Origin of the sequence: Streptomyces sp. NPDC021080, assembly GCF_044333225.1 — a bacterium.
Taxonomy (GTDB): Bacteria; Actinomycetota; Actinomycetes; order Streptomycetales; family Streptomycetaceae; genus Streptomyces.
Window position 1 is genome coordinate 139538 of sequence record NZ_JBIRQM010000015.1, and the last position, 22644, is coordinate 162181.

Here is a 22644-nt window from a genome sequence, read left to right on the forward strand (position 1 = left end):
GCCGACCAGGACCGCGCACCGCCGCCCGATCACGCCGGGCGCCGGAGTTCCTCCGCCGCACCCGCATGCTCGAACGCGCCCACGTGAGTGAACAGTTCGGCCCCGTCGGCGTCGGTCAGCAGATACGCCTGGGCTTCTCCGACGTGGAAGTACATCCCTTGCAGTTCGAGCACGCCCTCCTTCAGGGCCCGTGCCACGGACTCGTGTGCCCGCAGGTGCTCCAACTGCTGTACGACATTGGTCAGACAGAGCTGCTCCACCGAGTCGGCGGGCGCCCGTCCGGCGATCTGCGCCCGCGGTCTGCCGTCGGCGGCCATCCGGTCCAGACTCGGTCGCCCGTGCCGCAGCCACCGCCTGAGCGGCGTGAGCGCCCCTTTGGGCTCCGACGCCAGCAGAGCCTGCATGGCACCGCATCCGGAGTGGCCGCACACCGTGATGGACCGCACCTTCAGTACGTCCACCGCGTACTCGATGGCCGCGGCCACCGAGTCGTCCCCGCTCTCCTTTCCGGGCAACGGCACGAGGTTGCCGACGTTCCGCACGACGAAGAGGTCGCCCGGACCACTGGATGTGATCATCGAGGTGACGAGCCGGGAGTCGGCACAGGTCAGGAACAGCTGGGACGGCCGTTGCCCTTCCCGCGCCAGCCGGGCCAGCTCATCGCGCACCAGGGGTGCGGTGTTGCGCTGGAACGCGCTGATTCCACGCGCCAGTTGATGTCCACTCGGTCTGACCTCGACGGTCTCCTCCTGTCCGTCGGAAAGTGCCTCCGAGGGCTGGGACCCCGGTTCCGCGGAGGCGTCGCACTGGTGGTTCCGCCAGGGTGTCCAGGGCCGGCAGCGGCAGTGTCCGGAGTTCGCGGGCTCGGCGATCCGTGTTCCGGTCCGCCCGCCGATGTCGACCGTGCCGCCCTGGGCGACGTGGGTGTTCTGCCAGTCCTGCAGTGACTCGTATGCCGCGTGGTCCATGAACGAGCCGTCCAGCCGCACGGCGACGTCCGCCCCGCGGGGCACGAGATGCAGGGTGCGGCTGAGCCGGGGCACCGCGAGGAACGTCAACTGACCTCGTACATGGACGTGATGGACTCCTTCCCTCTCTTCGTGTGTGATGCGGGTGCGGCCGAGACGGTGCAGGGCGACACCGACGGCCACGGAGACCCCCAGAGCCACACCCTCGAGAACTCCGAGGAACACGACGCCGAGCGTGGTGACGGCGTACACCAGCACCTCACGGTGGCGGGTGACTGTGCGGATGTGATGCAGGGAAACCATCTGGATGCCGACGGCCATCACCAGGGCGGCGAGCGATGCGAGGGGGATCAGCTCCAGGATCGGGACCATCAGCAGCGCGGCAATCACTACGAAAACGCCGTGCAGGATCGTGGAGTTCCGGCTGACGGCACCCGCTTGCACATTCGCGGAACTTCGCACGGCGACCCCGGCGACGGGCAGTCCGCCGAGTGCGCCGGAGACGACATTGGCGGCGCCCTGCCCGAGCAGTTCCCGGTCGAGGCGGGAACGGCCCACGCGGCCCTGGAGTTCCGGGCGGCCGCTCACCAGCTTGTCCACGGCGACGGCTCCGAGCAGCGACTGCACGCTGCACACCAGCGTCACCGTGAGGACGGCGGTCGCGATGCCGAGCACCGGGCCCTCGGGCAGCCCGGCCAGTGCGTGGCTGCTCCAGGACGGCAGTTCGACCCTGGGCAGCGTCAGTCCGGCGAGCGAGGCGGTCAGGGTGGCTCCGGCGACGGCGATCAACGCGGCGGGGACCTTGCGCAGCACCTGCCCGGTCCGCCCGGGAAGGCGTGGCCAGGCGAGCAGCAGCGCCAGGGTCAGCACGCTCATCGACACCGCCGCGGAGTGCATGCGGGCCACCTGGTCCGGCAGTGCGACGAGGTTGTCGAGGACGGAGCTCTGCGGGACTCCTCCCAGCACGATGTGCAGCTGGGCGACGGCGATGGTCACCCCGATGCCGGCGAGCATGCCGTGCACGATGGCGGGGCTGACGGCGAGGGCCGTGCGGGCCACGCGCACGCAGCCGAGGCCCACTTGGGCGATTCCCGCGAGCACGGTGATGGCGCAGGTCGCGCGCCAGCCGTAGTGCTGGATGAGCTCGGCCGTGACGAGGGTGAGCCCGGCGGCGGGGCCGCTCACCTGGAGCGGTGAGCCTCCGAGCCGTCCCACGACCAGTCCGCCGGCGGCGGCGGCGACCAGGCCGGCCTGGAGAGGCGCGCCGGTGGCGAGGGCGATGCCCAGGGACAGGGGGAGGGCGATCAGGAAGACCGCGATCGCGGCGGACAGATCGGCGCCCGCGAAGCGGAAGCGTCGGGGCGGGGTCGGTGGGGGGCTGTGGGGCTGATGGATCTGCGCGGGCCGAGTCGGGTCGGTGGCGCGGGTGGGGACGCAGGCAGACATGGTTCCCGTCTCCTCCGGGGCAGCGCGGTCGCGGAACAGGTGATCCCCCGTCGTTGATGGCGGGGGGCGGGTCGCGGCCGTGGGTCACGGCGTGCAGCGGCGGGATTCTTCAACGCTCGGTAAATGGATCGTAATGCAGAGTAAAGGGTTGATGTCGAAAATGGGGGCGAATGGGTTATTAATTCACTCCTCGGGGTGAGGTGGGCTTTTGGTCGGCTTGTCGTACTTATTCTTTTTCTTTCCCGTGAAACCTTGGCGGCGCTGCCGGTGCGCAGCCGCGCCAGTGCCCCGACCGGCGCTGCCCGACGGAGGAGAAGGAGGGCGGGACATGGCCGTCACCCAGAGGATCGCCGCGGGTACGGCACTCGCCGTGGTCTGCGCCACGGCGAGTGCCGGTTGCGCGGGCGGCACCACGGGTCCGCAGGAACGCGCGCACGGCGCGAAGAAGGCGGCGGGGGCCCCTGCGCCCAAGGCCGCGGTCCGCCTGATCGGCGACGGTTCCACTTCGTACACCGGGGCGCAGCCGCATCTGCCGCGGCCCGAACGGTTGAAGCCCGGCCAGAGGCCACCGCAGTTCGTGGTCTTCTCCTGGGACGGTGCCGGTGAGGACAGCCAGAAGCTCTTCTCCCACTTCCGCAAGCTCTCCAAGGCCAACAGGGCGACCATGACGTACTTCCTCAGCGGCGTGTACATGCTGCCGGAGGGCAAGCGTGACCTGTACCGGCCGCCGCGGCACTCGCCCGGCAGCTCGGAGATCGGCTTCAACGACGAGCAGGGCGTCAAGGACACCGTGGAGCAACTGCGCGGCGCATGGCTCGAGGGCAACGAGATCGGTACGCACTTCAACGGCCACTTCTGCGGCACGGAGGCCGGGGTCGGCCAGTGGTCGGTCGCGGACTGGAAGAGCGAGATCGCCCAGGCGAAGTCGTTCGTGAAGTCCTGGAGGACCAACACGGGCCTGAAGGAAGCGGCTTCGCTGCCCTTCGACTACGACAAGGAACTCGTGGGCGCCCGCACGCCCTGTCTGGAGGGCCGGGAGAACTTCATGAAGGCGGCCCGCGAGCTGGGTTTCCGCTACGACACCAGCGGTGTCGACGAGCAGGTCTGGCCGAAGCGGAAGGAGGGTCTGTGGGACCTGTCGATGCAGCTCGTCCCCTTCCCCGGACACTCCCACGAACAGCTCGCCATGGACTACAACTTCATGGTCGAGCAGTCGGGTACGAAGGCTCAGGGCGACCCGGCCGAACAGCGGCTCTGGGGCGACCAGATGCGCGACGGACTGCTGAAGGGCTTCGACCGTGCCTACGACGGCAACCGGGCTCCACTGATCATCGGCAACCACTTCGAGTCCTGGAACGGCGGTACCTACATGCGTGCCGTCGGCGAGGTCGTCGAGCGCGTCTGCACCAAGGCCGAGGTGCGCTGTGTCTCCTTCCGGCAACTGGCCGACTGGCTCGACGCCCAGGACCCGGCCATCCTCGACAAGCTCCGCGGCCTCGAGGTCGGCCAGGCGCCGAAGCAGGGCTGGGCGTCCTTCCTCGCCCGGCGTCCGGCTCCGGCCCCGAAGGGTGTCCCCGGGGCGCCGGCGGTCAAGCCGTAACGGAGCCCCGGGCCGTCCTGTCCCTCAAGCCGTCCTGTCCCTCAAGCCGTTCTGTTCCTCAGGCCGTCCTGTTCCTCAAGTCGTGGTGACGCTTCGCTCCGGGCGTCACCCGGCCGGGAGCTGCGCCCCGGCCGGCCGGTCATGCGGTGGCCAGGGGGCTATCGCCGAGTACGAAACCGGGGTCGACCTGTCCTGTGAGGTCCGCCCCGGTCTTGGCGTTGCCCCAGCCGGCGGCGTTCTTGAGGTGGAACTGCACCATCTGGCGCGTGTACCGCTCCCAGTCGCGCAGCTCGTACGTGGCGTCGGCGGCGGTCCGCAAGGCGTGCAGCGAGCGCCGGTTGGCCTCTTCCAGGACCTCGAACCGGGGCGGGCGGCCCTTCTCCATGGCGCGCACCCAGTCCGAGTGCCCGACCGTGACCAGGAGGTCGTCACCGACCTCCGCTCGCAGGAAGTCGATGTCGTCCTGGTTCTGCACCTTGTTGCCGACGACCTTCAGGACGATGCCGAAGTCGCGGGCGTACTCCTTGTACTGGCGATAGACGGAAACTCCCTTCCGGGTCGGCTCGGCGACAAGGAACGTGATGTCGAAGCGGGTGAACAAGCCGGACGCGAAGGAGTCGGAGCCCGCCGTCATGTCGACGACGACGTACTCGTTCCGGCCGTCGACGAGGTGGTTCAGGCACAGCTCCACCGCACCGGTCTTGGAGTGGTAGCAAGCCACTCCCACATCGGCCTCGGTGAACGGGCCGGTGACCATCAAACGGATGACGCCGCCGTCGAGTTCCACCGGCCGTGCGCAGGCGTCGTACACCGGATTGGTCTCATCGACCCGCAGCAGCCGGGAGCCTTCCCCGGGCGGGGTCGTCTTGATCATCGTCTCGGCGGACGCGATGCGTGGGTTGGAGCCGCGCAGGTAGTCCTTGATGAGCGGCAGTCGCTCGCCCATGGCGGGGAGCGCCGCGGCCTCCGTCTCCTCGAGCCCGAGCGCGGCCCCCAGATGCTGGTTGATGTCGGCGTCCACGGCGACGACAGGTGCCCCCGAGGCGGCGAGGTGGCGGATGAAGAGCGACGACAGGGTGGTCTTGCCGCTGCCGCCCTTCCCGACGAAAGCAATTTTCATGTTCACCAAGAGTAGTGGGATCGTCGCTGCAGGTGCTCGCGCCGCGTGAAGAAGACCACTCCTTCGTGGGGTGCGGGCCCGGGGTGCGTAATGTCGTACTCATGAGTACGACAGGTGCGACCGCCGATCCGCTCGCGGCCCTCGGTTCGCTTCCCGGGGTGGCCGATTCCGTGGAGTCCGTGCGCAAGGCCGTGGACCGGGTCTACGGACACCGGATCATGCGGCGGCGCAGCAACGAGATCACGTCCGAGGCGGCACTGCGCGGGGCCCGTGGTTCCGCGGCGCTGTCCGGGGCCGACTGGGCTCTCGAAGAGGTGCGTCGGCGTACCGATTTCAGTGTGCAGGAGGAGGACCGGACGGTCGGCGCCGCCCTGCGGCTGACCGCCGAGGCGGGCCAGCTCCTGTCCATCTGGCGGCAGTCGCCCCTGCGTGTGCTGGCCCGGCTCCACCTGGTGGCCGCGGCCGACCGGGGCGACGCGGTGGGCCGGCCGAGGCAGGGCGGGGAGAAGGCGGACGAGCCCCTGGTGGAGCTGCCGCTGCCGGACGCGGACGAGGTCGCAGGCCGTCTCGAGGGCCTGTCCCAGCTGATCATCGCGGGCGGTTCGGCCCCGGCGCTGGTCACGGCGGCCGTCGTCCACGGCGAGCTGATCGCCCTGCGTCCCTTCGCCTCCCACAACGGACTGGTCGCCCGTGCTGCCGAGCGCATCGTTCTGATCGGCAGCGGCCTCGACCCGAAGTCCATCTGCCCGGCGGAGGTCGGCCACGCGGAACTGGGCCGTGCGGCCTATCTCGCGGCACTGGACGGCTATGTCTCCGGCACCCCGGACGGCATGGCGGCCTGGATCGCGCACTGCGGCCGGGCGGTCGAGCTGGGTGCCAGGGAGTCCGCCGCGGTCTGTGAAGCACTGCAGCGAGGCGCCGCGTAGGCGAGGGTCGATCGTCCGGAAAGGGTTGCGGCGGTACGAGAGCTCGTACCGCCGCTGGCATGTTCACCGGGGTACCAAGCGTCCTCGAAATGGTGCCCATCAGGCCGGGAACTTTTGCCCGCCACCTGGTGCGGCTGGCCCGTAATCGACGGGTCGACGTCGCGTGGGTGCTCGATGTTCATGCTCGGTCCGTGGGGCCTGATTGCGTTTGAAGGTGATCCTCTCGGATGTCCTTGGTCTCGCGGGCCGTTAAACCCTTTGTACTCCAGGTCCGGAGGAAGTGAAACCCCTGGGCCGCACTTCTTTACTTTTAGGTTCAAAAGGGTGAGAAATGGACTTCTTTGGAGTCGCCTTCAAGGTCGTCACGCGCGCGTGACGGCTCACATCGCCGCCGCGCGACGGCGGCTGGCGTACCAGACGAGTCCCGCCGTGGCCGCTGCCGCTCCTACCGCGGCGGCCACGACGAGAGCGGGCCGGGGGGGTACGGACAGGGCGGGCAGCCGCTGCTTCAGCCGGACCGGGCGGTGGAAGTCCAGAATCGGCCACGAGCGGGCGACCGCCTCGCGGCGCAATGCGCGGTCCGGGTTCACCGCGTGCGGGTGCCCGACGGACTCCAGCATCGGCAGGTCGGTCGCCGAGTCGCTGTAGGCGTAGCAGCGGGGGAGGTCGTACCCCTCGGACGCGGCCAGTTCCTTGATCGCCTCTGCCTTCGTCGGTCCGTAGGCGTAGTACTCCACCTCTCCGGTGAAGCAGCCGTCCTCGCCGACGACCATGCGCGTGGCCACGACGCGGTCGGCGCCGAGCAGTTCGCCGATCGGCTCGACGACCTCGGCGCCGGACGTGGACACGATCACGACGTCCCGGCCGGCCTTGTGGTGCTGCTCGATGAGCGACGCGGCCTCGTCGTAGATGATCGGGTCGATGAGGTCGTGCAGCGTCTCGGCGACGATTTCCTTGACCTGTTGGACGTTCCAGCCGCGGCACATCGAGGACAGGTACTTGCGCATCCGCTCCATCTGGTCGTGGTCGGCGCCGCCCGCCAGGAACACGAACTGGATGTATGCGGTGCGCAAGGCCGCCCTGCGGTTGATCAGTCCGCCTTGGTAGAACGACTTGCTGAAGGTGAGCGTGCTCGACTTCGCAATGACCGTCTTGTCCAGGTCGAAGAAGGCCGCTGTACGAGGCAAGGAGTGGTTTTCCACGAGGTTGAGCATAGGGCCCACCATTCGGCGTAAGGTGAGGCGCGTGGGTTTGCCTGAGAGGGCTCTCGGGTACACCATGGAAGTCACGGATCGTTCGCGACCGTGCTAACCCGGTCCGACTCCTCCCCCCCCGAGTCGGCCGTGGGGACGACCCCCGCTCTCCCCCCCGGCGGGGGTCGTCGCATGTCCGGACGGGTTTTCCCCTCCTCTGCGCGACCCCGTGACCTCCCCGGCACCGGTGATTCCGCGCTCTTCGCGCACCCACGATCCGTCACTGTGCGTAGCTGTTGGGATGCTCTGCGGAAGCCGTTGAACGTTCACCGGTAGGCGTGAAGGCGATATTCACAGCCGTCGAGTTGTCCACAGTTTTCGACCAAGATCCACACGATTTCCAGGATCGCTGCACCGTGATTCTCACGCGCTCCGTTCGCGGCCAGTTCATGGCCGGGTTCCGTTTGTCGGACGCGTTTGGCCGGTTCGTATCGGCCGTTCATATGGAGGCCGCTTGGCGGCTCTTCACACGAGCGGGAATCACGGGGTCCAGGAGGGCCCCGCGCAAGAAGCAGCGAAGGGGGCTGGAGAACGTGGCCGGAGTCATCACCCATGACCGGCCGCCCACTGCCGAGGGGCGGCAGGGCGGACCGTTGATCGTCACCGAGGATGTCGACCTCCTCGACGACCTGCTGCGCCTGTGCGCCGCGGCGGGAGCGCGGCCCGAGGTCCATCACGGGATTCCGGAACGCAGGGGCAGTTGGGAGACGGCGCCTCTCGTCCTGGTCGGCGACGACGCGGTACCGCGCGTGCGGGGCGCAGCGCGGAGAAGGGGAGTGGTCCTGGTCGGCCGGGATCAGGACGACTCCGGAGTCTGGCGGCGTGCCGTGGAGATCGGCGCCGACCACGTCCTGGTGCTGCCGGACGGCGAGCAATGGCTTGTCGACCGCATCGCCGACGTGGCCGAAGGAGTCGGCCGGCCCGCCCTCACCGTCGGCGTGCTCGGCGGCCGCGGCGGGGCCGGGGCCTCCACGCTGGCTTGCGCCCTCGCCGTCACCTCGGCGCGTGAGGGGAAGCGCACCCTGCTCGTGGACGCGGACCCTCTCGGAGGCGGACTCGATGTACTCCTGGGCGGGGAAGCGGCCGAGGGGCTGCGCTGGCCGGCGTTCGCGGCATCCCGCGGCAGGGTCGGCGGCGGTGCCCTGGAGGAGTCCCTGCCCCGGCTGCACGCCCTGCGGGTTCTGAGCTGGGACCGGAGCGACGCGGTCACCGTTCCCCCGCAAGCGGTGCGCGCGGTGCTGGCCGCCGCCAGACGGCGCGGTGGCGCGGTGGTCGTCGACCTGCCCCGCCGCGTCGACGAAGGTGTCGCCGAGATCCTCGCCCAGCTCGACATGGGACTGTTGGTGGTCCCCGCCGACCTGCGCTCCATCGCGGCGGCCGGGCGGGTGGCGTCCGCGGTCGGCATGGTCCTGCGCGATCTGCGGATCGTGGTCCGCGGGCCTTGCACGCCGGGTCTCGACGACCGTGAGGTCGCCCGTCTGCTCGACCTGCCCCTGGTGGGTGAACTGCCCTCGGAGTCGTTCCCGTTGGACGGCGGGCCGCCACCGGGGAGCGCGGCGAAGGGACCTCTGGCTCGGTTCTGTACAGCCTTCTGGGCTCGGGTTCCGGTCGAGGGAGCGGGCGTATGAGCGGCGACACGACCCAGGGAACGGACCATGGCGCGGCGATCGACGCCCGCTGGGGACCGGGGCGTCAGGGCACGTCCGCGGGCTGTCCACCCGCGCGGACGGACACACGGGACGGTCCCGGGCACTCCTTGTCCGGGCATGCGGATACGCGGGACGGACCCCGGTCGTATCTCTCCGGGAGAAAGGAAGCGCGGGGCGGCATCGCAGGCTTCGTGCCCGGAGACACGGGAGCGTGGGACGGGTCCGGTGCTGGAGCGGACGGTGGGGCCGGACTGCTGGACGGCGTGCGGCAGTGGCTGGCCGAGAGCGGATCCGAACCGACTCCCGCCCGCGTGGCACAGGCGCTGCGCGAGCAGGGGAGAGTGCTCGGAGACGCCGAAGTCCTCGGCGCGGCCGAGCGGTTGCGATCCGAGCTGGTCGGCAGCGGTCCACTGGAACCGCTGCTCGCCGACCCGTCGGTCACCGACGTGCTCGTGTCGGCGCCCGACCGGGTCTGGGTGGACCGCGGCGGCGGCCTGGAACTGACCTCCGTCTCCTTTCCGGACGTGGCAGCCGTACGGCGCCTCGCGCAGCGCCTTGCGGCCGTGGCCGGCAGGCGGCTCGACGACGCCCGCCCCTGGGTGGACGCCCGGTTGCCGGACGGAACACGTCTGCACGCGGTGCTGCCACCGGTCGCCGTCGGCTCCACCTGCCTGTCCCTGCGTGTCGTACGGCCGCGCGCGTTCACCCTCGACGAACTGGTGGCGGCGGGGACCGTGCCGCCCGGCGGGGACCAGGTGCTCAGAGCGCTGCTGGACGCCCGGCTGTCCTTCCTCATCAGCGGAGGCACGGGTTCGGGGAAGACGACCTTGCTGAGTGCACTGCTGGGACTGGTGGGTCCCGGGGAGCGGATCGTGCTCGCCGAGGACTCGGCCGAGCTGCGGCCCGACCATCCGCATGTGGTGCGACTGGAAGGGCGGCCCGCCAACCAGGAGGGCGTCGGCCTTGTCTCGCTCCAGGATCTCGTCCGGCAGGCCCTGCGGATGAGACCTGACCGGCTGGTGGTCGGGGAAGTACGCGGTCCCGAGGTCGTCTCGCTGCTCGCAGCCCTGAACACAGGGCACGAGGGCGGCTCGGGAACTCTTCACGCCAACGCGGCGGCGCAGGTCCCGGCTCGCCTGGAGGCGCTGGGCACCGCGGCCGGGCTCGACAGGGCCGCCCTGCACAGCCAACTGGCTGCGGCACTGTCCGTGGTCCTGCATCTCGTGCGCGACCGGGCCGGGCGGCGCCGGATCGCCGAGGTCCATGTACTGGAACGCGACCCGTCGGGGCTGGTGGTGACAGTGCCCGCACTGCGGTGGGGCGAGGAGGCCTTCGTCCGCGAGCGGGGGTGGGAGCGGCTGCGGGAGCTCCTTCGAGAGGGAAGCCAGGGGTGCGGAGATCAGGGAAACCGAAGCCAGGGATGTCGAAGCTGCGGGCATCGCGGGCAGGCCGGGCTCGGGAGAAAAGGGAGCCCCTTCGGGCCGGCGGAGCGCGAGGAGCCCTTCGCAGATGGCGCACGCCGGGATGACGGCACGGGCCGGACGCCGGGGTGCGGAAGGGGAACGGGATGAGGATCGGTGAGATGGCGGACGCGCCCGTGGGAGCGGCCGCGGCGTGTGCGGGGATCGCGGCCTGGCTGATCGGCGGGCACGGCTCGGACGTGCGCAGAGCGAGGGTGCTGCTCGCCGGTGGAGAGGCGGCGACCGGGCCGGTCCGGTGGAAGCGGATTCGTGTCGACTGGCGAGGGCTGCGCGGGCGGTTGAGGCCCGAAGCCTGGTCGCTGGTGGCGGGATCGGTGATCGCGGTGCTGGGCATGTCGGTCGTGCCCTTGCTCCTCGGAGCCGTCGGCATGCCCCTGCTGTGTCGGGTGCGGCGGGCGGGCGAGGCTCGGCGCGAGCGGGAGCGACGCGGCGACGCGGTGATCGCCCTGTGCGGAGCGCTCGCCGGGGAGGTGAGAGCCGGACGCCAACCCGGCGAGGCGCTGCTCGCGGCCGCACGCGATTCGGACGGACTGGCTGACGCACAGCCGTTGGTCCTGGCCGCGGCGAGGTTCGGCGGAGACGTGCCGGGTGCGCTCACCGAGGCGGCAGGGCAGCCCGGCGCCGACGGACTGGTGGGGCTCGCCGCCTGCTGGCGTGTGGCCGTGGACCGGGGTGCGGGGCTCGCGGCCGGACTGGACCGGCTGGAAGCCGCGCTACGAGCCGAACGCGATCAAAGGGCCGACATACGAGCCCAGTTGGCGGGATCGCGCTCGACCGCCTCGATGCTTGCGGGCCTGCCCGTCCTTGGCCTCCTGCTCGGCACCGCGCTCGGCGCGGACCCGCTGCACGTGCTGTTGCACACCGGTCCCGGGCTGGGCTGCCTGGTCGTCGGCGGAGTGCTGGAAGGCGTGGGGCTGTGGTGGGCGCTGCGGATCGTACGAGGAGCGGAGACGGAATGAGCGCGGAAGTTGTCCACAGGCTGGGGGTCTTGGTGTGCGGAGTGCTCCTGGTCGGCCCGCCGGTCCGCTGGCTCGGGACGGTGCGGCGGGCGAGGAGAGTGCGCAGACGGCTGGCCGAGCTGCTGCTCCCGAAAGCCGTGCCGTCACCGCGTCGACCCGAGGTGCTGCGTCACGGCCGACGATGGCTGTCCCTGCTGGGCGTGGTGTGCGCCGGCTGGGTGCTGATCGGCGGTCTCGCCGGAGCTCTGGCGGGGCTGGTGGCGGGTGTCGGCATCCGGTGGTGGTTCCGGCGGCGGAATCCGGCGCTCCCGGAGGAGTGCGATGTGACGTCGACAGTCCGTCAACTGCCGCTCGCCGCAGATCTGGTGGCCGCCTGCATCGCGGCGGGCGCGAGCCCGGTGGCGGCGGCCCGCGCCGTCGGCGAGGCATTGGGCGGACCGGTGGGAGAGCGGCTGGCCAGGGGTGCGGCGGAGGTGCGTCTCGGGGGCGAACCAGCGGTTTCCTGGCAGAGGTTGGCATCACTGCCGGGCGCCCAGGGGCTGGCGAGACTGCTGGAACGGGCGGGCGACTCGGGCGTACCGGCGGCTGTGCCGGTCGGCCGGCTCGCGGCGGAGGCCCGTGCCGAGTGGGGGCGCACCGCGACGGCGCGGGCACGCCGGGCGGCTGTCATGGTCACCGCGCCGGTGGGGCTGTGCTTCTTGCCCGCATTCCTTGCGATCGGCGTGCTGCCCGTGGTGATCGGGCTGGCCGGCGGGTTGCTGCGAGGGGGTGGTGGGTGACGGGCGGCGGCAGTGGCGAGTGGCGAACGGCAAGCGGGCGAAGCGCCTGACAGGGCTGAATCTCAAGGAGGTTGAAATGAGCAGGATGGTGCGAGTTCCAGGACTGGGGCGAGGACGGGGCCGAGGGCAGGAGCGAGGACAGGCACGAGAGCAGGAGCGAGAGCGGGTACGAGGGCATGGGTGTGTGCGGATGTGGGGCTGGATGCTCGCTGCGGCTGCGGCGCGGAAGGACGCGGGGATGGTCACGTCCGAGTACGCGGTGGGTGTCATCGCGGCTGTGGCCTTCGCGGCGGCCCTCTACAAGGTGGTGACGAGCGGGCAGGTCGGTGAGGAACTGCAGGGCATCGTGGGGCGGGCGCTCAATGTCCAGATGTGAACGCGGCCCGAGGGCAGCCCGGTCGGGAGCCGGTCCGGTCATGCGGCGGGACGGGGGCTTCGTCACCGCGGAGGCCGCTGTGGTGCTGCCTTCTCTGGTGCTCGTCGGCATGGCGCTGGTCTGGGCCCTGCTCGCCGCGTCCGCCCAGATCCAGTGCGTGGACGCGGCGAGGGCGGGTGCCCGGTCGGCGGCGCGCCAGGACCCGCCGGAAGTGGTCCTGGCGACGGCCCTCCGGGCGGCCCCTCCTGGTGCGACGGTCACGGTGGGCCGGGAAGACGACTTGGTCCGGGTGACGGTCGGAGCGAAGACACCCGGTCCTGCCGCGCTGTCCCTCGAGCTGAAGGACGAGGCGGTGGCGCTGGCGGAGGCGACGGTGGGGGACACGGCCAAGGGGGACACGACTGCGGGGGTGGAAGGGAGATGAGGAGCCGGAGTCGCCGGCGGAGTCGGCGATGGGTGTGGCCACCCGTTGGGGGCGGCCGCCGTGTGCGGTGGCGCGCGTCCTCCGACAGAGGTTCGGCGACGGTGTGGACGGTGGGTGCGATCGCTGTGCTGTGCGCCGTCTTCGGAGCGGTGCTGTCGATGGGGCAGGCCGTTGTGGTGCGGCACCGGGCGGCAGGGGCCGCGGACTTGGCGGCCCTCGCTGCTGCGGACCACTGGAGCGACGGTGGCACGGTGGCCTGCGCCCACGCGGAACGCGTGGCCCGGGCGCAGGGCGCGCGGCTCGTGCGGTGCGCGGTCGAGGGCCAGATCTCGGACGTGACGGCGGCGTCCGGAACAGGACCGATCACCGCCGAGGTGAGATCGAGGGCGGGGCCTGCGGGGCCTGCGGAACCGTCGGCGCCTGTGGGCCCTCCCGGTTCTCCGGGCTCTCCCGGCCTTCCGGGCCCTCCCGGTCCTCCGGGGGACGTAGGTTCTCCAGGGCTTCCGGTACCGGTGGAACCAGAGGGGTCTCCAGGGCCTCCTCGAGGAGATCCGGGCCGGTGAGACCCATGAGCCCTTCGGGGCCTTCTCAGGGTCTCCGGGCCGATGGGGTCACGGACACCCCGGGAGTCTGTGGGGCCGTGGGTTCCCGGGTCCATGAGCCCCCTCAGGCACCCGGCCCCGGCCGTCACGCACCCGGCATTCACTCGTTCGGCCTTACGCGCCCAACTTTCATCCAACCGGCCGACGGATCCCCCAACCGGCCGACGGATCCCCCAACCAGCCGACGGCTATCCCCCGTCCGGCCGTCGACCCCGCCCGTCCGACCGGTGTCCCCGTCCCTCCGGCCCGGACTCGCCGCCCGAACCACATCCCACCCGGCCACTCCCCACCCGGCCACTCCCCACCCGACTACTCCCCACCCGACTCCTCGGGTGCCGCCCGCAGGAGTTCCGTGAGCAGGCGTACGGCGCCTCGCTTGTGCAGCGGTTCGTTGCCGTTCCCGCATTTGGGGGACTGGATGCAGGACGGGCAGCCGGCGTCGCACTCGCACGAGGCGATGGCCTGGCGGGTGGCCGTGAGCCAGGAGCGGGCGGTGTGGAAGGCGCGCTCGGCGAATCCGGCGCCGCCCGGGTGGCCGTCGTACACGAAGACGGTGGGCAGGAGCGTGTCCGGGTGGAGGGGGACCGAGACGCCGCCGATGTCCCAGCGGTCGCAGGTGGCGAACAGCGGCAGCATGCCGATCGACGCGTGCTCGGCGGCGTGCAGGGTGCCGCCGAGGATCTCCGGGTTGATCCGGGCCGCGTCCAGCTGGTCCTCAGTGACCGTCCACCAGACGGCACGGGTACGGAGCGTACGGGGAGGGAGGTCGAGCTTCGTCTCGCCGAGCACCTCACCGGTGATGACACGCCGACGCAGAAAGGAGACGACCTGATTGGTGACTTCCACGGAGCCGTAGCACAACCGGCCGTCTCCCCAGGGGACTTCGGTGTCGGTCTCGAGGACGGCGATGGTGGTCGTGTCGCGGGCGACCGTCGAATACGGCGGGCTGGCCTCCTCGACCAGGGCGACGGAGTCGTCCAGGTCCAGTTTGCGCACCAGGTACGTACGGCCCTGGTGCAGATGGACCGCGCCCTCGTGGACCGCCGTGTGCGCGGCGCCCTCGTCGACCGTGCCGAGCAGGCGGCCGGTCCCGGCCTCGACGACCTGAACCGGGCTGCCGCCGCCCCCGCGGATGTCGGTCAGGTCGGCGGCCCGCTCCCGGCGGGTCCAGTGCCAGCCCGTGGCCCGGCGGCGCAGCAGCTTCGCGGCCTCCAGCTGGGGCAGCAGACCCGCGGTGGCGGGGCCGAAGAGCTCCAAGTCCTCCTCCGTGAGCGGGATCTCGGAGGCTGCGGCGCACAGATGGGGGGCCAGGACGTAGGGGTTGTCGGGGTCGAGGACCGTGGATTCCACCGGTTGGTCGAACAGGGCCTCGGGATGGTGGACGAGGAAGGTGTCCAGCGGGTCGTCGCGGGCGACCAGGATGGCCAGTGCGCCCTCCCCGGAGCGGCCCGCGCGGCCGGCCTGCTGCCAGAGGGAGGCACGGGTGCCCGGGTAGCCGGAGATGACGACGGCGTCGAGGCCGGAGATGTCGACGCCGAGTTCGAGGGCCGTGGTGGCGGCGAGGCCGAGGAGCTCTCCGGAGTGCAGCGCGCTCTCCAGGGCACGGCGTTCCTCGGGGAGGTAGCCACCGCGATAGGCGGCGACGCGCCGGACCAGCGAGCGGTCGATCTCGGCGAGGCGTTCCTGGGCGATGACCGCGATCAGCTCGGCGCCGCGCCGGGACCGTACGAAGGAGATCGAGCGCATGCCCTGGACGGTGAGGTCGGTCAGCAGGTCGGCCGTTTCGGCGGTGGCGGTACGCCGGACGGGTGCACCTTTCTCGCCGTGCAGTTCGGTGAGAGGGGGCTCCCACAGGGCGAACACGAGTTCCCCTCGCGGGGAGGCGTCGTCGGCCACCTCCACGACCGGGAGGCCGGTCAGGCGGCGCGCCGCGACCGAGGGCTCGGCGGCGGTCGCGGAGGCCAGCAGGAAGACGGGGGAGGCGCCGTAGCGGGCGCAGAGGCGGCGCAGACGGCGCAGCACCTGGGCGACGTGGGAGCCGAAGACGCCGCGGTAGGTGTGGCACTCGTCGATGACGACGTAGCGCAGGGCGCGCAGGAAGGAGGACCAGCGGGGGTGGGAGGGCAGTATCCCCCGGTGCAGCATGTCGGGGTTGGTCAGGACGTAGTTGGCGTACTGGCGTACCCATTCGCGTTCCTCGAAGGGTGTGTCGCCGTCGTACACGGCTGGGCGTACGGCATTGCCCAGCGGCTGTGAAAGTTCCTTCACCGAGCGGCGCTGGTCGGCCGCCAGGGCCTTGGTGGGGGCCAGGTAGAGGGCGGTGGCACCCCTGCCGTTCGGGGCCTCGGAGCCCTCCAGGAGGGCCGTCAGGACAGGCGCGAGGTAGGCCAGGGACTTGCCCGAGGCGGTGCCGGTGGCGACGATCACCGACTCGCCGTCGAGGGCGTGCTCGGCGACGCGCGCCTGGTGGGCCCAGGGGTGCTCGATGCCCGCGGCCTGCACCGCCGCGATGACCTCCGAACGGATCCGGTCGGGCCAGACGGCATGACGACCCTCTCGCGGGGGCAAGTGCTCCGTATGAGTGATGCGCGAAGACCGGCTCGGCCCCGAGGCGAGCCGGTCCAGGACGGTGCTCGGCGACGGGCGGGAAGCGGTGTCCGCCGAGGATCGATCGGATCGGTGATTCTTGGCCATCGGCATCGAGTGTGTCACTGGCGTGACGGACAATGGGCCCAAGGCGTCGTGCACGCCTGCCGGTAAGTGATTGAATGCCATCGCGGCTGGCGAACCGTCCCGGGGGCTCTGCCGAGGTGTCCCATGGGGCGACCGCTCGATAGCAAGGTGCTGGAGGATCCGTGGACCTGTCCCTGTCGACTCGCAATGTGTCCGGCCCTAATGGCGACCGTACGGTCGTCGAGGTCGGCGGCGAAATCGATGTATATACCGCGCCCAAGCTGCGGGAGCAGCTGGTCGAGCTGGTGAACGACGGCAGCTTCCACCTCGTCGTCGACATGGAGGGCGTGGACTTCCTCGACTCCACCGGTCTCGGCGTGCTGGTCGGCGGCCTGAAGCGTGTCCGGGCCCATGAGGGCTCGCTGCGTCTGGTGTGCAACCAGGAGCGCATTCTGAAGATCTTCCGTATTACCGGTCTCACCAAGGTGTTCCCGATTCACACCTCGGTGGACGAGGCGGTCAACGCGACCGACTGACGGCCGGTCTCCCGGGTCGTGGGCCCGGCATCGCACACATCGGGGACCGGGCCCACGGCCCGGCCCCCGGACAGCACGCCCGTAGTTCAGAGGGGGATGCATGGCCACCGTTGAACTCCGCTTCAGCGCGCTGCCCGAGCACGTCAGGACCGCCCGACTGGTGGCGGCAGCGGTGGCGCGCAGGGCCGGAGTGGACGAGGCCGTTCTCGACGAGGTCAGGCTCGCCGTCGGCGAAGCCTGTACTCGTGCCGTCGGACTGCATCAGAGCGGCGGTATCTCGGCGCCGGTGCACGTGGCGCTGATCGAGGAGGAGAAGCAGTTCTCCATCGAGGTCGGCGACGAGTCGCCGGGTTCGGTGCCCGGTGGGGCGGCGTCCGGCGCCGCCTCGGACGGCTCCGACGCGGAGACCGAGGAGGACGAGATGGGCCTCGCGGTCATCAGCGGCCTCGTCGACGACGTGGAAGTCATCGCCGGAGAGCATGGCGGACTGATCAGGATGAGCTGGCCCATCATGCCGCCGGCCGTCGCTCTTCCCTGACAGCAGCCTCTCTTCAACTCTTTAACATTGTCCTGAAGGGCCCTACTCGGTGGGGCCCTTCGGCATGTCCGGGAACTCGCGCTCCGCCATATGGTGATCGTGCACGGCGTTTCGTGAATTGATTCACGATCACTTGCGCGATAATTGGATCAAGCGTCAACGCTTCTGGGGCATTACTGCATTTGGGTCCGTAGACGCCTGTCGATCATTTGCTGAAGAGCAAGTGAAGGCTAATTCCGCTTACCGCGTACTGTTTTGATCAGGTTCCGGTACCTAGAATCCGTCCACATCTTGAGCTCAGCCCAAGCGTCAAGGAGGACGAATGGCGGGGCTTTCTACCCCTCATCAGTTTGACCACCCCACAACCTTCGCAGCCGCGGTTCTGACGTCCGGCAACCGTCTCATCGTGATGGTCGTCGCGGTCGTCGCCGTGGCAGCACTCGTGGTCGCCGGGATCCTGGTGCGCCAGGTTCTCGCGGCCGGCGAGGGCACCGACAGCATGAAGAAGATCGCGACGGCGATCCAGGAGGGCGCGAATGCCTACCTGGGACGTCAGATGCGCACGCTCGGCGTATTCGCCGCCGTGGTGTTCTTCCTGCTCATGCTGCTGCCCGCGGACGACTGGAATCAGCGCGCCGGAAGGTCGATCTTCTTCTTGATCGGCGCGGCGTTCTCGGCGACCACCGGCTATATCGGTATGTGGCTCGCCGTACGGAGCAATGTCCGCGTGGCCGCCGCGGCAAGGGAAGCGACCCCGGCGAAGGGTGAGCCAGAAAAGGATCTCACCGCCGTCTCGCACAAAGCCATGAAGATCGCTTTCCGCACCGGTGGCGTCGTCGGCATGTTCACGGTGGGGCTCGGTCTGCTGGGCGCCTCCTGTGTGGTGCTCGTGTACGCGGCCAACGCGCCGAAGGTCCTTGAGGGCTTCGGTCTGGGCGCGGCGTTGATCGCCATGTTCATGCGTGTCGGCGGCGGCATCTTCACCAAGGCGGCCGACGTCGGGGCCGACCTGGTCGGCAAGGTCGAGCAGGGCATTCCGGAGGACGACCCGCGCAATGCCGCGACCATCGCCGACAACGTGGGCGACAACGTGGGCGACTGCGCCGGCATGGCCGCGGACCTCTTCGAGTCGTACGCCGTCACGCTCGTCGCCGCGCTGATCCTCGGCAAGGTGGCGTTCGGCGACTCCGGGCTCGCGTTCCCGCTGATCGTGCCCGCGATCGGCGTCGTCACCGCGATGATCGGCATCTTCGCGGTGGCGCCCCGGCGCTCCGACCGCAGCGGCATGTCCGCGATCAACCGCGGGTTCTTCATCTCCGCGGTGATCTCGCTCGTGCTCGTCGCCCTCGCCGTCTACGCCTACCTCCCGGGTACCTACGCCGAACTGGACGGGGTCACGGACGCGGCGATCAAGGCCAAGGACGGTGACCCGCGGGTCCTCGCGGTCGTCGCCGTCGCGATCGGCATCGTCCTGGCCGCCCTCATCCAGCAGTTGACCGGCTACTTCACCGAGACCAGCCGTCGTCCCGTCCGGGACATCGGCAAGAGTTCCCTGACCGGCGCGGCCACCGTCGTCCTCGCCGGCATCTCCATCGGTCTCGAATCGGCCGTCTACACCGCCTTGTTGATCGGCCTCGGCGTGTACGGGGCGTTCCTGCTGGGCGGTACGTCGATCATGCTGGCGCTGTTCGCGGTGGCGCTCGCCGGAACGGGCCTGCTCACCACGGTCGGTGTCATCGTCGCGATGGACACCTTCGGCCCCGTCTCCGACAACGCGCAGGGCATCGCCGAGATGTCCGGCGACGTCGAGGGTGCGGGCGCGCAGGTGCTCACCGACCTGGACGCCGTCGGCAACACCACCAAGGCCATCACCAAGGGCATCGCCATCGCCACCGCCGTCCTCGCGGCCTCGGCCCTCTTCGGTTCGTACCGTGACGCGATCACCACGGCCGCGAGCGACGTGGGCGAGAAGGTCTCGGGACCGGGCGCGCCGATGAACCTGATGATGGACATCTCGCAGCCCAACAACCTGGTGGGTCTCATCGCGGGTGCCGCGGTCGTCTTCCTCTTCTCGGGGCTGGCGATCAACGCGGTGTCGCGGTCCGCCGGGGCCGTGGTCTACGAGGTGCGGCGGCAGTTCCGCGAACACCCCGGGATCATGGACTACTCGGAGACACCCGAGTACGGGCGCGTCGTCGACATCTGCACCAAGGACGCGCTGCGTGAACTCGCCACACCGGGCCTGCTCGCGGTGCTGACACCGATCGCGATCGGGTTCACGCTCGGTGTCGGCGCGCTCGGTTCGTTCCTCGCGGGTGCGATCGGTACCGGCACGCTGATGGCCGTCTTCCTCGCCAACTCCGGTGGCGCGTGGGACAACGCCAAGAAGCTCGTCGAGGACGGCCACCACGGCGGCAAGGGCAGTGAGGCCCATGAGGCGACGGTGATCGGTGACACGGTCGGTGACCCGTTCAAGGACACGGCCGGCCCCGCGATCAACCCGCTGCTGAAGGTCATGAACCTGGTGTCGCTGCTGATCGCTCCGGCGATCGTCAAATTCTCGTACGGCGACGACAAGAGCGTCGGCGTACGGGTGTTCATCGCCATCCTCGCGCTCATCGTGATCGTGGGCGCCGTGTACGTCTCCAAGCGGCGCAGGATCGCCATGGGCGACGAGGAGGGCAACGACGAAGGGGTCGCCAAGTCGGCCGATCCGGCGGTGGTTTCGTGACGCACGGGTTCCGCACCTGATGCGGCACCGATTTCCGGGCCGGATCGGGGAGTGAGCCAACGGGCGGGCGTACGGCGCGTGTTGACGCGCCGTACGCCCGCCCCGCGTGTGTTCGCGCCGCTGTCGTGAGCCTTCTCTCGCTTGGTGCAAATGGCTTCAATAGGCGTCTTACCGGACACACGCCATGTGGGTGTCGCCCGCATGGCGTGTATGTTCCGGGGCCGAGAGCCATGGAAGGGACCAAACCGGTGAACAAGAAGCTCGCGGCCGTACTGTCCGGCGGTGCGGTACTGGTGATCGCTCTGTCGGGATGCAGCAGCAGTAGCGACAACGGCAACGACAAGCTGAACTCCTGGGCCAAGCAGGTCTGTGACGCGGTGAAGCCGCAGGCGCAGAAGATCGAGGAAGCGAACGCCGCGATCCAGAAGCAGACCTCGGACAACAGCACGCCGGAGGCTGTCCAGAAGACCGACGCCCAGGCCTTCCAGGACATGTCCGACGCGTACAAGGCGATCGGCGGCGCCGTCGACAACGCGGGACCGCCGGACGTCCAGGACGGCAAGACGAAGCAGGCCAACGCGGTCAAGGAGCTCAACACCATCTCGGCGTCGTACGCCGACCTGAAGACACAGGTCGCCAAGCTCGACACCAAGGACCAGGCCAAGTTCGCCGAGGGCCTCAAGGGCATCGCCACCCAGCTCGGCAAGCTGAGCCAGAGCGGGAGTGACGCCCTGAAGCAGCTGGAGGAGGGCGACGTGGGCAAGGCGATGGCGCAGCAGGAGAGCTGCAAGTCGGCGTCCGGGGCCTCGACGGCGGCCAACGGCTGAGACCACCCGCAAGGCGGCCGACGCTCAGCCGTCCACGGCACCGGTCGACGGCTGAGTTCGTCCACAGGACCGAAGAGGGCCCGGTACGTACACGCGCCGGGCTCTCGGCCTGCCCGGCGTGCTGCCGGACCCGGTGTGCACCGCGCCTGCCGCGCCCGTCGTCCACAGGGCGCGGCTCTGTCCACAGGTGTGGGTGCCGATGGGCGACAGCGGACACAATGGGAGGCGTGAGTCACACCAGCCTGTCACCGTTGCCCTCGTCCGATCGTGCCGACATCGCCGCCCGGCTGCGGAGCGCCCTCCTCGACGCCTCCTTCACCGCGGACGGCCTCCTCGACCTGCTCGGCGCCCCCGCGTACGCGGCACTGGCCCGCAGCGAGACCGTGCCCGCCCTCCGGGCGACCCGTGGGGACACACCGCTGGAGACGCTCGTACGGCTGTTCCTGCTGCAGCAGCCCGTTCCTCACGCGCGCGTGAGGAACGTGCTGCCCGTCGAGGACGCCCTGGAGAGCGGCTGGCTGACCCGGACGGGCGGGGACGAGGTCGCGGCGAGCGTCGACATCCGGCCCTACGGCGGGCCTGGTGGCGAGGACTGGTTCATCGTGTCCGACCTCGGCTGCGCCGTCGGCGGTGCGGGCGGTATCGGCAGCCGGGAGGAGGGTGTCGTCCTCGGAGTGGGGGGCGCCTCCACGACCCTCGCCGGCATCACCGTGCGGACACCCGTCGACTCTGCGCTCGATCTCGGTACCGGCTCCGGAATCCAGGCCCTGCACGTCGCGCAGCACGCCACGCGGGTGACGGCGACCGATCTGAACCCCCGTGCGCTGGACATCACCGCGCTCACCCTCGCGCTCTCCGGCGCCCCGGCCGCCGACCTGCGCCAGGGCTCCCTCTTCGAGCCGGTCCGCGCCGACGAGACGTACGACCTGATCGTCTCGAACCCGCCGTTCGTGATCTCGCCGGGCGCCCGGCTGACGTACCGCGACGGCGGCATGGGCGGGGACGATCTGTGCCGCACGCTCGTTCAGGAGGCGGGGGACCGGCTGAACGAAGGGGGGTACGCCCAGTTCCTGGCCAACTGGCAGCACGTGGAGGGCGAGGACTGGCAGGACCGGCTGCGTTCCTGGGTGCCGCGAGGCTGTGACGCGTGGATCGTGCAGCGCGAGGTGCAGGACATCACGCAGTACGCGGAGCTGTGGCTGCGCGACTCGGGCGACCACCGGGCCGACCCGGCCGACTACCAGGCGCGGTACGACGCGTGGCTCGACGAGTTCGAGGCCCGCAAGGTGAAGGCCGTCGGCTTCGGATGGATCACGCTCCGCCGGACGGCGGCGGCCGAGCCCTCGATCACCGTCGAGGAGTGGCCGCACTCCGTCGAGCAGCCGCTCGGCGACGCCGTGCGCGAGCACTTCGACCGGGTCGACTATCTGAGACGGCACGACGACGCGGGTCTGCTCGCCGGGCACTTCAGACTCGTGGCGGAGGTCGTGCAGGAGCAGGTCGGGCTGCCCGGCGCCGAGGACCCGGAGCACGTGGTGCTGCGTCAGCACCGGGGAATGCGCCGGGCCACCAAGGTGGACACGGTCGGCGCGGGCTTCGCCGGCGTGTGCGACGGCACGCTGAGCGCGGGGCGGATCCTCGACGCCATCGCCCAACTGGTCGGCGAGGACCCGGTGCTGCTGCGGGACCGGACACCCGCGCAGATCCGTCTGCTGGTCGAGCAGGGCTTCCTGGAGCCGGTCGAGTAGCCGCGACA

At 70.4% G+C, this 22644-nt stretch carries 18 protein-coding genes; 14 read left to right on the plus strand and 4 right to left on the minus strand.

Annotated elements, in window-relative coordinates; all coding sequences use genetic code 11:
• Positions 1-29: 29 nt before the first annotated feature.
• The gene (locus ACH4S8_RS32670; RefSeq protein WP_398400508.1) at positions 30-2414 is read right to left on the minus strand and encodes a SulP family inorganic anion transporter; all 2385 of its coding nucleotides are present in this window, start codon (positions 2412-2414) and stop codon (positions 30-32) included.
• 328 nt (positions 2415-2742) lie between these two features.
• Here ACH4S8_RS32670 and ACH4S8_RS32675 point away from each other — a divergent pair, with 328 nt between their 5' ends.
• A complete protein-coding gene (locus ACH4S8_RS32675) occupies positions 2743-4014 on the plus strand; it encodes a hypothetical protein (protein WP_398400510.1) in 1272 nt (423 codons plus the stop codon).
• Positions 4015-4153: 139 nt separating this feature from the next.
• Here ACH4S8_RS32675 and ACH4S8_RS32680 read toward each other — a convergent pair whose 3' ends face one another.
• Complete coding sequence (locus ACH4S8_RS32680) at positions 4154-5134, minus strand: ATP-binding protein (protein WP_398400512.1); 981 nt, start codon at positions 5132-5134, stop codon at positions 4154-4156.
• 101 nt (positions 5135-5235) lie between these two features.
• On the opposite strand from ACH4S8_RS32680, the gene ACH4S8_RS32685 reads away from it, so the two are divergent.
• Positions 5236-6060 (plus strand): oxidoreductase, encoded by an 825-nt coding sequence (locus ACH4S8_RS32685; protein ID WP_398400514.1) that lies wholly within the window; start codon positions 5236-5238, stop codon positions 6058-6060.
• 380 nt (positions 6061-6440) lie between these two features.
• Here the strand turns inward: ACH4S8_RS32685 and ACH4S8_RS32690 are convergent, their stop codons facing one another.
• Entirely contained in the window at positions 6441-7274 is an 834-nt protein-coding gene (locus tag ACH4S8_RS32690) for an HAD family hydrolase (protein WP_398400516.1), read from the minus strand.
• Between the two features lie 572 nt (positions 7275-7846).
• Between ACH4S8_RS32690 and ssd the strand changes: the two genes are divergently transcribed.
• The 7 genes from ssd (at position 7847) to ACH4S8_RS32725 (ending at position 13544) form a co-directional block, all read left to right on the plus strand.
• Positions 7847-8941, plus strand: coding sequence for a septum site-determining protein Ssd (gene ssd, locus ACH4S8_RS32695; protein ID WP_398400518.1), 1095 nt, complete (start codon positions 7847-7849; stop codon positions 8939-8941).
• Between the two features lie 212 nt (positions 8942-9153).
• Positions 9154-10533, plus strand: a complete 1380-nt coding sequence (locus ACH4S8_RS32700; protein WP_398400520.1) for a TadA family conjugal transfer-associated ATPase — start codon at positions 9154-9156, stop codon at positions 10531-10533.
• Positions 10530-11402, plus strand: coding sequence for a type II secretion system F family protein (locus ACH4S8_RS32705; RefSeq protein WP_398400522.1), 873 nt, complete (start codon positions 10530-10532; stop codon positions 11400-11402). Before ACH4S8_RS32700 ends, ACH4S8_RS32705 begins: the two co-directional genes overlap by 4 nt.
• A complete protein-coding gene (locus ACH4S8_RS32710; RefSeq protein ID WP_398400524.1) occupies positions 11399-12181 on the plus strand; it encodes a type II secretion system F family protein in 783 nt (260 codons plus the stop codon). Before ACH4S8_RS32705 ends, ACH4S8_RS32710 begins: the two co-directional genes overlap by 4 nt.
• Before the next feature lie 190 nt (positions 12182-12371).
• The gene (locus tag ACH4S8_RS32715) at positions 12372-12557 is read left to right on the plus strand and encodes a DUF4244 domain-containing protein (protein ID WP_398400526.1); all 186 of its coding nucleotides are present in this window, start codon (positions 12372-12374) and stop codon (positions 12555-12557) included.
• Between the two features lie 40 nt (positions 12558-12597).
• A complete protein-coding gene (locus tag ACH4S8_RS32720) occupies positions 12598-12981 on the plus strand; it encodes a TadE family type IV pilus minor pilin (protein WP_398400528.1) in 384 nt (127 codons plus the stop codon).
• The gene (locus tag ACH4S8_RS32725; RefSeq protein WP_398400530.1) at positions 12978-13544 is read left to right on the plus strand and encodes an Rv3654c family TadE-like protein; all 567 of its coding nucleotides are present in this window, start codon (positions 12978-12980) and stop codon (positions 13542-13544) included. The genes ACH4S8_RS32720 and ACH4S8_RS32725 overlap by 4 nt, the downstream gene beginning before the upstream one ends.
• A gap of 348 nt (positions 13545-13892) precedes the next feature.
• On the opposite strand, the gene ACH4S8_RS32730 is transcribed toward ACH4S8_RS32725, so the two are convergent.
• Positions 13893-16358 (minus strand): DEAD/DEAH box helicase, encoded by a 2466-nt coding sequence (locus ACH4S8_RS32730; RefSeq protein WP_398400532.1) that lies wholly within the window; start codon positions 16356-16358, stop codon positions 13893-13895.
• Between the two features lie 80 nt (positions 16359-16438).
• On the opposite strand from ACH4S8_RS32730, the gene bldG reads away from it, so the two are divergent.
• The 5 genes from bldG to ACH4S8_RS32755 all read left to right on the plus strand — a co-directional run bounded on the left by bldG (position 16439) and on the right by ACH4S8_RS32755 (position 22636).
• Complete coding sequence (gene bldG, locus ACH4S8_RS32735; protein ID WP_037625427.1) at positions 16439-16792, plus strand: anti-sigma factor antagonist BldG; 354 nt, start codon at positions 16439-16441, stop codon at positions 16790-16792.
• 100 nt (positions 16793-16892) lie between these two features.
• Complete coding sequence (locus ACH4S8_RS32740) at positions 16893-17330, plus strand: ATP-binding protein (RefSeq protein WP_398400535.1); 438 nt, start codon at positions 16893-16895, stop codon at positions 17328-17330.
• A gap of 322 nt (positions 17331-17652) precedes the next feature.
• Positions 17653-20061 carry a sodium-translocating pyrophosphatase gene (locus tag ACH4S8_RS32745; protein ID WP_398400537.1) on the plus strand — a complete coding sequence of 803 codons (2409 nt, stop codon included), beginning with the start codon at positions 17653-17655 and terminating at the stop codon, positions 20059-20061.
• Between the two features lie 230 nt (positions 20062-20291).
• Positions 20292-20888: a small secreted protein gene (locus ACH4S8_RS32750; protein ID WP_398400539.1), complete on the plus strand. Its 597-nt coding sequence runs from the start codon at positions 20292-20294 to the stop codon at positions 20886-20888.
• 218 nt (positions 20889-21106) lie between these two features.
• Entirely contained in the window at positions 21107-22636 is a 1530-nt protein-coding gene (locus ACH4S8_RS32755; protein ID WP_398400541.1) for a methyltransferase, read from the plus strand.
• Positions 22637-22644: the final 8 nt, after the last annotated feature.